Source organism: Salipaludibacillus keqinensis, from assembly GCF_003226325.1.
In the GTDB taxonomy this organism is placed as follows: Bacteria; Bacillota; Bacilli; order Bacillales; family Salisediminibacteriaceae; genus Salipaludibacillus; species Salipaludibacillus keqinensis.
In genome coordinates, this window is the sequence record NZ_PDOD01000006.1 from 50233 (window position 1) to 63379 (window position 13147).

The window sequence follows — 13147 nt, forward strand, 5'->3', positions numbered from 1 at the left end:
TCTCATTATTTTTGATGTACAGCCATGTGAAGCTTTTTATATAAGTTATTCTCATATTTGAGCCAACGATGCCCTTCGTCCACACTGCTTCGCTGAAATGACAGCGTTTGTCCTGGCAATAGTTGAGCTACTTTCCATAAATCATGAGAAATGATAGTGCCAATCTTCGGGTATCCCCCCGTTGTTTGCCTGTCCGCCAACAACACAATCGGGTTCCCATCGCTCGGAACTTGAATCGATCCAAAAGCAACAGCGTCAGATAGTATCTCTGCCGACTGCTTATGTTCAATTTCTTGCCCCTGCAGGCGATACCCCATTCGGTCTGACTGAGGAGAAATTTTATACGAATGGGTGTAGAAAGTTTGTAATGATTCCTTCGTGAAATATCCTTCTTGCACATCAGGAATGACCCGCACCATATGATGTGATTGATAAAAAGGACGTAAATCTTCTGAAAGGAACTTACCTTTTCTATTTTGCAATTCGGTGTCAGGAATGTCCATTCCAGGCAGTTCATCGCCACCGCCTAAAGCTTCCCCTTTAAGACCACCTAGTTTTGCTTTCGTATACGTGGAACGGCTTTCCAGAGTGGTTTCCGATTGAATTCCTCCAGCTAAAGCAATATAAGCCCTGGCACCATGCTTTGGTTTACCAAAACGCAGTTCCTGTCCTTTATGAACATAAACACTTCCCCACATAGGAATTTTCTTACCGTCCAGAGTAGGAGATAAATTTGCCCCTGTTACAGCAATCACACTGTTTTCGAGAAAAAGCAAGCTAGGTCCAATCATGGTTGATTCAATAGCAGCTTCTCCGTCATCATTTCCTACAAGTAAATTAGCCATCCTGTAAGCATAAGGGTCCATCGGTCCAGAGGGGACGATTCCGAACTGCTGATAGCCGTAACGCCCTTTATCTTGAATGGTTGTATGTAAACCTGGCTCTTCTATTCTAAGCATACTTATCATAAACGATCCACAGCTTTCACCGAGACACCATTTTCAAGGAGCATCTGCTTTAATTCTTGCACAAAAAGAAGGGCTTGCTGTTCATCCCCATGAACACACAACGTATCGGCATTTATCGGGATTTCTGTCCCATCGACAGCTTTAACGATCCCTTCAGTAACCATTCTAAGTACTCGTCTTTTCGCTTTGTCAGCATCATGAATCACGGCGTCTTGATCCGTTCGTGGCGTCAGTGTCCCATCAGGCTGATAGGTCCTGTCAGCGAATATTTCTTCAGCTACAGTCAGTCCACTTTCTCTCCCTGCTCGGATCAGTTCACTTCCCGCTAAACCGTAGAGAACAAGAGAAGGATCAACATCAGCTACAGCCGAAGCAATGGCCTGAGCCGTTACAGGATCCTTAGCTGCCATGTTAAAAAGAGCACCATGAGGCTTCACATGGTTAAGCTTACCACCGTGAATATGGACGAAACCCTGCAAGCTGCTCACCTGATAAATCACCATATTATAGACATCTTCTCGAGTGACTTCCATCTTTCTCCTTCCGAAACCAATAAGGTCAGGCAGTCCTGGATGGGCGCCTATGGCAACCCCTTTCTCTATCGCCATTTTGACGGTGTGATTCATAACATTATGGTCTCCTGCGTGATATCCGCACGCAATATTAGCTGATGTGATATAATCTAGCACCAACTCATCTTGACCTATCGTATAAAGGCCGAAGCTCTCTCCAATGTCACTGTTCAGATCTATTGTGATTTCTTTCATAAGCTCCCTCCTCTATGTTCTTTCCATTCGATATCATGCGTATAATTTCCTTTTTCACACTCTTTAATTATTTTTTTGTACTCTTGTTCAGATACAGATTGAAAGGAGATTTCATCACCTGCCCGTAATAAAATCGGTTTCTTTTGCAAAGGATTAAATAATTTTACCGGTGTGTGACCGATAATTTGCCACCCTCCTGGTGAGTCGATCGAATAAACACCCGTTTGAGGTCCTGCAATGCCTACAGACCCAGCAGCCACAAAATTTCGAGGCGTTTGTCTTCTAGGTGTTGCAATGGATTCGTCCAGCCCTCCCAAATAAGGAAAACCAGGTGCGAACCCCATCATATATACGCGGTAAATAGAGGACTCATGCCTTTGAATCACTTCTTCTTCACTCATGTCAGAGTGTTGGGCCACCACTCCAAGATCAGGTCCTTTTTCTCCTCCGTAAAGAACTGGGATCGTCAACTTTCTTGTCTTAGATCGCTCCATTTCAGTAGTTCGAGAATCATTCACGATCGACTCCAACTGTTGGATGACCGAGTGGTAATCGCGTGCCTTTTCTTGAGCATAGTAAATTGTTAAAGTCACATAACCTGGCACCATTTCAGAAATGTAGGGTAGTTTTGCGGATTCTATTTTGTCGTACATCTGTGTAACAATATCGTTTGTTTCTTCAGACAGCTTATTTCCAAAGGTAATGCGCACAGCACGATCACCTAAAGGTGAATAGATTGGTTCCAATCGAAAGCCTCCTCTCATTCGACGAAAGTTTGTTCAATTATATCAAATGGCGCTCTAATGTACAGAGAACTATTGTTCATACGAAATAAAAGCACCGGCCAAGATGGCAGGTGCTAGTTGTTATACTTTCCTCATCTTGATTTCATTCACTAAATGATGATCCCCTTTACGTAAAATCAGATCGGCACGGTGACGAGTTGGCAAGATATTTTCATGCAAATTCCTCTTGTTAATCCGTTCCCATATACCACGAGCTGTATCGTAAGCCTCTACGTCATTTAAATCTGCATATTTCTTGAAGTACGATGCAGGATTTCTAAACGCTGTTTCACGTAACGTCTTGAAACGCTCCACATACCAATGAAAAATATTCTCTTCAGCTGCATCAACATAAATGGAAAAGTCAAAGTAATCTGAAACGTATACTTGATCACTATATCTATCTCCTGGTCGCTTAGGCGGTTGGAGGACGTTAATTCCTTCAATAATAACAATATCTGGTTGACTGACCACTTGTTTTTCTCCCGGAAGAATATCGTACGTTAAGTGAGAATAAACAGGAGCCTCTACGTTTGATTTTCCAGACTTTAATTCAGACAGAAACTGAAGCAAGCTATGAACATTATAACTTTCTGGGAAGCCTTTTTTGTTCATGATACCTCGTCTTTCTAGCTCAGCATTTGGATAAAGGAATCCGTCAGTCGTGATGAGATCTACTTTCGGATGAGTGTCCCATCTTGACAGAAGTGTGTGAAGCACACGGGCAATCGTGCTCTTCCCAACCGCCACACTTCCAGCGATCCCGATAATATAGGGGACTTTTTTTTCTTGTTTTTGCAAAAAGATAGACCGGTTGCGGTAAAGTTCCTGAGAAGCGATGGCATGAAGGTTGATTAACCGTGTTAAGGGCAAATAAATATCAGCCACTTCTTGCATATTTAAAACATCGTTCACACCTTTTAACCGTTCTATTTCGTCCATCGTCACTTCCATCGGATAGGATTGGCGTAGTTTCGCCCAATCTTCTCGGGAAAAGGTCATAAATGGAGTTAGGTTCTCTACTGTTCCCATTGACATAACGCACCTCGTTCAATCTATATGACTTCATATTGTAAAATATCATAGATAAATATCGTATTTGCTTATTTTACCACGATTAATCCCGCTTGTCTTTTCCGTGATTCCCTTATGTGAAATCGCTTACTAGATTATAACACTTTTATCTATACGTCACCCTCTTTCCAAATCAAAAAAAATCCTCTTCATATTCCCAAGAGGATCTTTCGTTGGTTTCTAATGCTGCTCTAACAATTGCACGCTCACTTTGACGTCAAGGGTGTGCTTGCCACCTCGATACACCCCTTGTAAAGGACTGGTATCTTGATAGTCACGACCGACACCAATACGTATATGGTTCTCGAGAGCCTCTACATTGTTCGTTGGATCAAGCCCGATCCAGCCAATGCCAGGGATCATCACTTCAATCCATGCATGAGTAGCAGAATCGCCAATTAAAGCAGAATCTTCCCCAACATATAAATAGCCACTTACATACCTTGCTGGAAGCCCTTTAGCTCGCAGAATTCCAAGCATAATGTGCGTTAAATCTTGACAGACACCTCTCTTTAAGTCAAATGCCTCATGAGCCTTCGTGTTTACCCCCGTCGCTTCAGAATCGTAAGTAAACGAATCATGCATATATTCCATTATTTTCAAGGCACATTCCACTGGATTTTTTGTTGCTGGAATTTGTTTGTTCACCTCATCAACCTGGTGAGTATATAAAAACGTGTAATCTGTTTCACTTAATGCTGCCAAATAATGCTGATGAAATAATTCCGACTGAAAAATCGTTTCCATTTCTGGAGAAAATTGAACCATTCGGATAAAGGGACTCTTTTGAATACTCACCACAGAACTCGTCGTCACGATCAGTTTCTGGTGTTGCTCTGCAATGAAAAAGGTCTCAACATGGTTCCCCCATAAGTCGACGTGTTCTTTTGTCAAAGTTACTGGAGTAATGTCCGGACGATAAGATAATAACCGTTGGCACTCATCTGTCCGAGGCTTTAATCTAATGTGATTAAGACTCTGATCTACGGGGGCCTCATAATTTAAAATATTAGTATGTTCAATCTGATATTTCATGCCACTTCACCTCATCTGACTTCAACTTTTCCTTAATCAGAGTAAATAATACGTTTTTGAGAAAACATAACCGATGTGGTTACAATTATTTTGGAAACGGTCCAAAAACGGTCCGATTTCTTCTGAGGTCATTTGTTGAAATTTAATTTTTGTAAACTCATTACTAACATAATCCAACGCATCGAAAAGTTCTTCTGAGTAGTGTGAAACTTTGCCGCCTTCCAACTCTTTTACCGCCTCTCTCACATGGTCGATACAGTATTCGATCGACCGTGGAAACTGGTGGTACGAAATAAGAAAATGAAGCACTTTCTCGGCATCCATGATTGGCGGATACTTCTTTAAATAGGCGTCATATCCGTTGACGAACTGTAGAGCACTGAGCCAATAATAATAGTGCTCCGTTTGGATTTCTTCTTCTTGCTCCTGCGTCTTCTCACAAACGACATTTAGAATTCTAGCCGTTTTCTCTCCTCTCTCCAGCCATTTCCCAATTTTGATAAAGCTATAGGCTCCTTCTCGCAACATTGTTGATTCGATGACTCCTTGGAGGGTAAAAGAAAGGGTTTTAATGGATTGAAGAAAAGCATATATCTTTTTCATCGACCAATAGGATTGATTCTGATTTTGGATCGTTAAATAGGCATCATTTAAAATTTCCCACAACTCTTGAGGAATAATCTCCCTGGCCGAACGAGCATTATTCCTTGCATATTCTATGCAATTGACAATGGAGTTGATATTGGTTCTATCAAATGAAATATAGTGAGCAACCGTTTCTGGCAGGATATCATCATAGATGTCGCGGTAATCCTCGAAAGACGAGCATATTTCGACGACAGCCTCCCAGTCCCCGTCAGCGACAGCTCCCGTATCTGAGACTTCTAACGCATGAATGAGCCGAGATTCCAGTACGCGGGCATTATTTTCCGCTCGTTCAATATTTCTCGCCATCCAATACACACTTTCTGCTACACGACTAAGCATCGGCTGCCTCCTCTCGAAGTACCCATGTATCTTTTCCGCCACCGCCTTGGGAAGAGTTTACCACAAGTGACCCTTCCTTTAGCGCTACTCGGGACAAGCCTCCTGGAAGAACGTATGTTGATTCGCCACTCATTACATACACACGTAAATCCACATGGCACGGGTAGAATCGACCTTCTTGAAAGGCAGGAGCTCTTGACAACTGGATTGTCGGCTGAGCAATGTATTGTTCTGGCGTTTCATTGATCTTTTCACGAAAGCTTTCGATTTCTTCTTCTGACGCTTGGGGCCCTATTAACATATCGTAGCCTCCTGATGCGCCTACATTTTTAACAACTAGCTCATTCAATCGGGACAAGCAGTCTTCTCTTACTTCTGGATCGCGGAGGAAATACGTGTCCACGTTAGGGATTAACGGCTCTTCACCTAAGTAATAGCGAATCATCTCCGGCACAAATGCGTAGATGGCTTTATCGTCAGCCACACCGTTTCCTACCCCATTTAAGATAGCCACATTTCCTTTTCGATAAGCTTCCATTAACCCTTTAACCCCCAGGGCCGATTCTTCTAAAAATTCTGCAGGATCGAGATAATCATCATCAATCCGTCTGTAGATGATATCAACTCTTTGCAGACCACGAACTGTTTTCATATAGACTACATCGTCCTTGACCATTAAGTCATGACCTTCCACTAGCTCTATTCCCATCTGCTGAGCCAGAAACACATGATCATAATAGGCGGAATTATAAATTCCGGCAGTTAACAGCACGGCGACAGGGTACGTTTTAGCTACTGAATTTATTGGCACATGACTTAACAGCGCACTGTGGAGATACGAAAATTGATGTTCTAACGTGCGAATGGAATGCTTAAAGAAAAATTCAGGAAATACTTTTCTCATCACAAATCGGTTTTGAAAAACGTAAGACATACCTGAAGGGTTTCTTAAGTTATCTTCAAGCACCCGGTACACACCATTTTGGTCACGAATCAAATCAATTCCCGCTAAAAAAATATGGTTGTTGTGCGGAATATCGAGGCCTGTCGCTTGCTCTGCATAGAAATATGGATTATTTTCAACGAATTCCCTAGGGATAACGCCATCGTGAAGGATGTTCGCTTCGTTATATACATCTTCTAAAAATAGATTCAATGCTTTCACCCGCTGCGTTAAACCTTCTTCAATAGTATTCCATTCTTCATGAGGAATGATAATCGGTACAAAATCAAACGGCATCGTTCTCTCCGTTCCACCCTCATCATGGTAAACCGTAAAGGTAATCCCTTGTCTTAGGAAACTTAACTGAGCCGTTTCATGTTTTTCAAGAAGGTCTTCTAGTGAAAAAGTCTGTAACAGACGATGAAACTTTTCATAATGTGGTCTTGGTCGTTTCTCGGCCTCCATCATTTCATCAAAAAAATGGGCCGTGCGATAATTCGATAGCATAAAAGCCCCCTTTTTACATCTTTTTTCTGAATTTTTTTACTATTTATCCTGTACTATTCCCTATATGTTCGTAAAGCTAAACAATTTAGTCATACGAAGCATGAACAGTGCGTTGATGAGTGCTCACGAACCTTATTCAGGTGGCAGTCGCAACGCCCCATCAAGGCGAATGCATTCGCCGTTCAGCATGGAATTTGAAATAATTGACTTTACAAGAAGTGCGTACTCATCCGCTGCCCCTGGCCTATCCGGGAAAACGACGTGGTTCTCTAAATGATCACGCATTTGTTTCGGAAAAGCCTCGTACATGGGTGTATAAAATAATCCTGGAGCAATTGTCATTACCCTTATCCCATACGTCGACAGTTCTCTGGCAAGAGGCAAGGTCATGGAAACGATCCCACCTGAAGCTGCACTGTAGGCTGCTTCACCCGCCTGCCCTTCAAAGGCTGCAATGGAAGCAGTATGAATAATGACGCCTTTTTCCCCTTCTTCATTAGCTTCATTGTCTTGCATAATCTCAGCCGCAAGTCTTGTCAGATTAAAGCTTCCGATCAGATTCACTTGAATCATTTCTGAAAAAACATTGAGACTATGAACGCCTTTCTTTTTCAGTACTTTTTCCGAGTGGGCGATGCCTGCTGTATTAATCAAACCGTGAATATCTCCATAACGCTCCATGCCCCGTGCTAAACTTTTCCTTACTTGGTATTCAGAGGTAATGTCTGCTTTTTCAAATTGCACCCTGGATCCAATGTCTTCTTGGACAGACCTTCCTTTTAATTCATTCTGATCGAGAATCAAGACAAGTGCACCGTAATGGACAAGCATTCTTACCGTCGCTTCACCTAGGCCGGACGCGCCCCCGGCAACCACAAACGTAGATCCCTTAATATCCATCTTTGCAACCTCCTTAAAGTATCTGGTACTAAAGCGGCAGCACCAACCCTATCTATTAGTAATTTACTGTGAAGCCCCTTAAATCCTCTTTTTTCAGCAAAATATATCTAAACAAGATTGCCACTGAGTATAATAAATTGCTGATCACATACCCTAAAAGCAAACTGACCACCTATATGAAGAAAGCAGGGATACTATGAATAGACATGATACCCACGGTTCTTTGCCGAAAGAACCATCGTCTTACTGGATTGACTCTACTACTTTTGACGAACCTAAACCGTTGTCTGAGAACATTAAAACAGATGTAGCCATCGTAGGCGCAGGAATTACAGGAATAACTGCGGCTTACCTCTTAGCTAAAGAAGGTGTGAACGTTGTCTTATTAGAGGCCAACCGAGTACTGCAAGGAACCACAGGGCATACAACAGCAAAAATAACGGCTCAGCATGGGCTTATTTACGACGAGCTAATTCACCATATCGGTGAAGAAAGCGCCCGCCTCTATTTTGACGTGAACGAACGGGCACGGGAATTCATTGAAAGAACCATTCAAGAGAATGTCCTCGATTGTGATTTAGAAAAGCACGATGCTGTCCTTTATGCTGTCTCAAAAAAATCAGCTAAACAACTCAAAAAAGAAATTCGTGCCTATGAAAAGTTGAATATTCCGCACTCGACTATGAGCAAATTGCCTTATGATGTACAAATCGACTCTGCGCTCGCAATGAAAAATCAAGCTCAATTCCACCCCCTTCATTACCTCACTTTTTTGTTAAACGAATTCAAAAAAATGGGTGGAACGGTGTATGAACAAACACCTGTTGTGAACATGAGTGAAGGAGAAACGCCTATTATTCAAACAAGAGATGGATTTAGCGTGACGACACGCTTTGCCTTATCCTGCTCTCACTTTCCTTTTTACGATGGCGACAATTATTTCTTTTCGCGTCTATATGCTGAACGATCCTACGTACTCGCCGTTGAAGGAGAAAGAATGGATGGAATGTACTTGAGTGTAGATTCGCCTAAACGCTCTGTCCGTTCTGCTACAATAAATGGAACTCCTCACCTTCTTATTGGTGGAGAAAGCCATAAAACAGGACAAGGTGAGCCTACCATGCATCATTATGAAGCTTTACAGTCATTTGCCAATGAGACGTTTGGGTCTACCTCGTTTCCTTATCGTTGGTCAGCCCAAGATTTGTATACTCTAGATCACCTTCCTTATGTGGGGATTTTAACGGACAATAATTTCAATACCTTTTTGGCTACCGGTTATCGCAAGTGGGGAATGACGAGTGGAACGGCAGCAGCATTTATGTTGAAAGACTATGTGCTGGAAAAGGAAACAGATGAAATGGCGTTATTTGATCCTAACCGGTTCTTAATTGATCCAAGTTTAAAGAATTTCTTACAGCAAAATATGGATGTAGCAAAACATTTTTTCGTTGATAAACTGAAACCTGCCGAAAAATTGTTGAAAAATGTAAAAATTGGGGAAGGAGCTATTGTATCTAAAGATGGAAGCCGGGCTGGCGCTTACCGAGATGAACAAGGAGAGCTTCATATCGTTGATTCTACTTGTACCCATTTAGGCTGTGAGGTAGAGTGGAACAATGGAGACCGCACGTGGGACTGCCCATGTCATGGGTCAAGGTTCAGTTATGACGGAACCGTCATTGAAGGACCTGCAGATGAACCATTAAAACAATTCCCAAAATAATATAGGCTGCCTGCTTATGGAACAAGCCACTGAAAAAGTTCTTATATTGATTACGTCGACGATGAATTATGAATTATGAAGTTGATAATATTTGATTTTCAAGTGGCTTCGCCTTTTCCATAACAGGCTTTATAACTTTCTGCGGAAAGAGGGCCTTTATAGAATCTATGAATCTATGAATCTAACTAAGGAGGAAATAACATTGAAACAACAAATCATTGCCCATATGAATGCTTTAAGCGATTCTTTCTATGAAATTAGTCAATACATCGGTCACAACCCGGAATTAGGGAACGAGGAAGAAAAAGCTTGCCGTATTCTTACCGAAACCTTAATGGAACATGGTTTTACTGTGAAAACAGGAATAGTTCATCAGCCTACCGCATTTGAAGCCGTATACGATTCAGGAAAGCCCGGTGCCAACATTGGCTTCATGTGTGAATATGATGCCCTTCCCGATCTTGGTCATGCTTGTGGTCATAATTTGATTGGTACTCAAGGTATCGCTGCTGCTATAGGACTGGCCTCTGTTATCCATGAAACGGGCGGGAAAATCTATGTATATGGCACTCCGGCTGAGGAAACAAAGGGGGCGAAAGTCACGATGGCTGACGCAGGTTATTTCGATCATTTGGATGCGGCGTTAATGGCTCATCCGTCCTCTTCATACGTGAAAAGCGGTAGTTCTCTAGCTATGGATGCGATTCAGTTTGCCTTCTACGGCAAGAGCGCCCACGCCGCCGCTGCACCAGACAAAGGAGTGAATGCACTAGATGCCGTAATCCAAACATTTAACAGTGTGAATGCATTAAGACAGCACGTCACTTCTGATGTTCGGCTTCACGGAATTATCCCGGAAGGCGGGCAAGCTGCTAATATTGTCCCTGATTATGCCGTGGCCCAATTTTATGTAAGAGCAAAGAAGCGTTCAACATGCGATCCTGTCACAGAAAAAGTTATTCAATGTGCCAAAGGAGCGGCCCTTGCTACAGGAGCTCGTCTTGAAGTATCAAACTACGAATACTCTTATGACGATATGATCACGAACCGTATGTTATCTGAGACGTTCACGAAACAGCTACAAGAACTAGGAATAGATGAAGATGAAATATTTGAGCACCGAGGCGGTACAGGGTCCTTGGATATGGGAAATGTAAGCCAACGGTGCCCTTCCATTCATCCATATGTGAAAATAAGTTCTCAGCCCATCAGCGCCCATACACACGAATTTAGAGAAGCGGCCCTAAATAAAGAAGGTTATGATGGCATGTTGGTCGGTGCAAAAGCCCTCGCCATGACTGGGTATACCATTCTCACTGACGACCATTTACGAATGCAAATAGCCTCTGAATTCTCTAACAAAAAGATGTAACTCCATGCTTCATCTATATATAATAGAGGTAACTAAAGACTAGCTATTCAAGGAGCTGTTCAAAAATGAAACGTTATAAACGGGAAGAACCCTTACGCTACGAGTTTGCCCGGCCATTGGATGTTAGCTTCTATATTAGCCGACTTCGGGGAGAAAGCTATCAGTCGTCTCGTGGAAAAGGTGTTATCCATAACATCAGTCCAGGAGGTTTACGACTTGAAACCTCTTTGAAGCTCCATGAAGTGGAAGATGTTGAAATTACCTTTGAAATTGAAATTGGAACCTTCTCTATCCAACCTACGGGAACGATCGTTTGGAAGGAAATAAAGGGAGCGAATTATATATATGGCATCGAATACACTTCAGAAGATTATGGAAACGATATCATTCGGGCATTGAAAGAGTATCCGAAAGCCCCTAAGAAAAAGAAATAGAAGTTCCATCAGAACACGAGTGCTAATTTTTTTCTTATAGGATAGATTTATTCAAGAAGGAGATGGGCCATTTTGAAAACTATTGGACTGATCGGCGGCTTAAGTTGGGAATCGACAGCTACCTATTATCGTTATTTGAACGAGATGGTTCAAGAAAACAAGGGGAAACTTCATTCCGCAAGATGTGTCATTCATTCTTTTGATTTTCAAGAGATCGTTCTTCTCCAACAAAAGGATAAATGGGAGGAAGCGGCGGATAAATTAATAAGTGCTGCCTTGAAGCTGGAAAAGGCCGGTGCGGAATGTCTCGTTATATGCTCTAACACCATGCATAGAATCGCGGATGATATAGAAGAACAACTCTCTATCCCCCTCATCCATATTGTTGATGTCACAGCAGCACAAATCTCAGCTAAAAAATTGACGAAAGTAGCTTTGTTAGGAACAGGATATACAATGGAACAACAATTTTATCGTGAGCGGTTAGAGTTAAATGGAATTTCTGTCATGACTCCAATACAACAAGACCGTCACACAGTCCACAACATAATTTTTGATGAGTTGTGTAAAGGTGCCTGGAAAGAAGACTCAAAAGAAAAATTGTTAAAAATCATTGATAAGCTCAAAAGAAATGGAGCGGAAGGAGTTATTCTCGGCTGTACAGAACTTCCGTTACTTATTCAGCAAAAAGATGTAGACCTCCCCTTGTTTGATACGACGTTGATTCATGCAAAAGCCGCGGTCCAACTTTCTCTCTCTAAAGCTTGATGTTTAAACAGTCCTGTTAATTGGGAATACCTCATTTATATACGATGTTTCTATTATCAAGGAGGATCTCACATGAGTAAAAAAATATTAATGGTTTTAACGAGTCATTCAACAATTGCCGATGATCAAGCAACAGGTTTGTGGCTAGAAGAATATGCAGCCCCCTATGCTACGTTTATAAAAAATGGATTTGATGTAACAGTCGTCAGTATAGAAGGTGGACAAGTTCCATTGGATCCTAACAGTTTAGAAGAAGAAACGCCTTTTGAGTGGCAAGAAGCTCAAGCAAAGTTAAGTAACACAGCCAAACTTTCCGAAGAGCATATTAGTGGTTTCGACGCTGTGTTCTTGCCTGGTGGACATGGAACAGTCTTCGATTTTCCTGAGAACGATATGTTAAAGCGTCTGCTACAAGAGCACGCTGAACATAATGCAGTGATTTCATCCGTCTGTCACGGTCCAAGTGGATTAGTCAATGTGACTTACAAAGACGGAACACCCCTTGTCAAAGGGAAAAAAGTCAGCGCATTTACTGACGATGAAGAGCGAGAAATGCAACTTGATGGTGTCGTTCCATTCTTGCTAGAAACAACACTGAAGGAACGGGGAGCTGAATTCGTCCGTGGTGACAACTGGACTGACTTCTCCGTTCGTGATGGACATCTCATTACAGGACAAAACCCAATGTCTAGCCAAAGTACAGCTGATAAAGTAGTCAAAGCATTAAAAGAATAAATGCAGAAAAAAGACTGGCCTTGGTCAGTCTTTTTTGCGTGTTTATTTAGTAATTCTCTTTTCCTCATGATTCCTCTTGTTTTCGTCCTGATCAATTGGGTCATGCTGCGCTAAATTCAAAATAAAACATAAAAAAGGCGTCTCCA

The 13147-nt window shown here is 42.0% G+C and carries 13 protein-coding genes; 5 read left to right on the top strand and 8 right to left on the bottom strand.

Annotated features, from left to right (window positions below):
- Nucleotides 1-5: 5 nt before the first annotated feature.
- The 8 genes from CR194_RS18585 to CR194_RS18615 form a co-directional block, all read right to left on the bottom strand.
- Nucleotides 6-968 (bottom strand): 5-oxoprolinase subunit C family protein, encoded by a 963-nt coding sequence (locus tag CR194_RS18585; protein WP_110611861.1) that lies wholly within the window; start codon nucleotides 966-968, stop codon nucleotides 6-8.
- Nucleotides 965-1735, bottom strand: coding sequence for a LamB/YcsF family protein (locus CR194_RS18590; RefSeq protein WP_110611863.1), 771 nt, complete (start codon nucleotides 1733-1735; stop codon nucleotides 965-967). The genes CR194_RS18585 and CR194_RS18590 overlap by 4 nt, the downstream gene beginning before the upstream one ends.
- Complete coding sequence (gene pxpB / locus CR194_RS18595; RefSeq protein ID WP_233254425.1) at nucleotides 1732-2481, bottom strand: 5-oxoprolinase subunit PxpB; 750 nt, start codon at nucleotides 2479-2481, stop codon at nucleotides 1732-1734. The genes CR194_RS18590 and pxpB overlap by 4 nt, the downstream gene beginning before the upstream one ends.
- A 120-nt stretch (nucleotides 2482-2601) precedes the next feature.
- Nucleotides 2602-3552 (bottom strand): type I pantothenate kinase, encoded by a 951-nt coding sequence (gene coaA / locus CR194_RS18600; protein ID WP_110611867.1) that lies wholly within the window; start codon nucleotides 3550-3552, stop codon nucleotides 2602-2604.
- Nucleotides 3553-3774: 222 nt separating this feature from the next.
- On the bottom strand, nucleotides 3775-4629 hold the full coding sequence (locus CR194_RS20625) for a transglutaminase family protein (RefSeq protein ID WP_233254426.1): 855 nt from the start codon (nucleotides 4627-4629) through the stop codon (nucleotides 3775-3777).
- Between the two features lie 36 nt (nucleotides 4630-4665).
- Nucleotides 4666-5616, bottom strand: a complete 951-nt coding sequence (locus tag CR194_RS20630; protein ID WP_233254427.1) for an alpha-E domain-containing protein — start codon at nucleotides 5614-5616, stop codon at nucleotides 4666-4668.
- Entirely contained in the window at nucleotides 5609-7066 is a 1458-nt protein-coding gene (locus CR194_RS18610; RefSeq protein ID WP_110611870.1) for a circularly permuted type 2 ATP-grasp protein, read from the bottom strand. The genes CR194_RS20630 and CR194_RS18610 overlap by 8 nt, the downstream gene beginning before the upstream one ends.
- A gap of 132 nt (nucleotides 7067-7198) precedes the next feature.
- Nucleotides 7199-7966 carry an SDR family NAD(P)-dependent oxidoreductase gene (locus CR194_RS18615; protein ID WP_110611872.1) on the bottom strand — a complete coding sequence of 256 codons (768 nt, stop codon included), beginning with the start codon at nucleotides 7964-7966 and terminating at the stop codon, nucleotides 7199-7201.
- Nucleotides 7967-8162: 196 nt separating this feature from the next.
- Here CR194_RS18615 and CR194_RS18620 point away from each other — a divergent pair, with 196 nt between their 5' ends.
- The 5 genes from CR194_RS18620 to CR194_RS18640 all read left to right on the top strand — a co-directional run bounded on the left by CR194_RS18620 (nucleotide 8163) and on the right by CR194_RS18640 (nucleotide 13001).
- Complete coding sequence (locus CR194_RS18620; RefSeq protein ID WP_110611873.1) at nucleotides 8163-9692, top strand: FAD-dependent oxidoreductase; 1530 nt, start codon at nucleotides 8163-8165, stop codon at nucleotides 9690-9692.
- Nucleotides 9693-9894: 202 nt separating this feature from the next.
- On the top strand, nucleotides 9895-11064 hold the full coding sequence (locus tag CR194_RS18625) for a M20 family metallopeptidase (protein ID WP_110611875.1): 1170 nt from the start codon (nucleotides 9895-9897) through the stop codon (nucleotides 11062-11064).
- Nucleotides 11065-11129: 65 nt separating this feature from the next.
- On the top strand, nucleotides 11130-11498 hold the full coding sequence (locus CR194_RS18630; protein WP_110611877.1) for a PilZ domain-containing protein: 369 nt from the start codon (nucleotides 11130-11132) through the stop codon (nucleotides 11496-11498).
- Nucleotides 11499-11570: 72 nt separating this feature from the next.
- A complete protein-coding gene (locus CR194_RS18635) occupies nucleotides 11571-12266 on the top strand; it encodes an aspartate/glutamate racemase family protein (protein ID WP_110611879.1) in 696 nt (231 codons plus the stop codon).
- A gap of 72 nt (nucleotides 12267-12338) precedes the next feature.
- Nucleotides 12339-13001: a type 1 glutamine amidotransferase domain-containing protein gene (locus CR194_RS18640; RefSeq protein WP_110611881.1), complete on the top strand. Its 663-nt coding sequence runs from the start codon at nucleotides 12339-12341 to the stop codon at nucleotides 12999-13001.
- The last annotated feature ends 146 nt before the right edge of the window (nucleotides 13002-13147 follow it).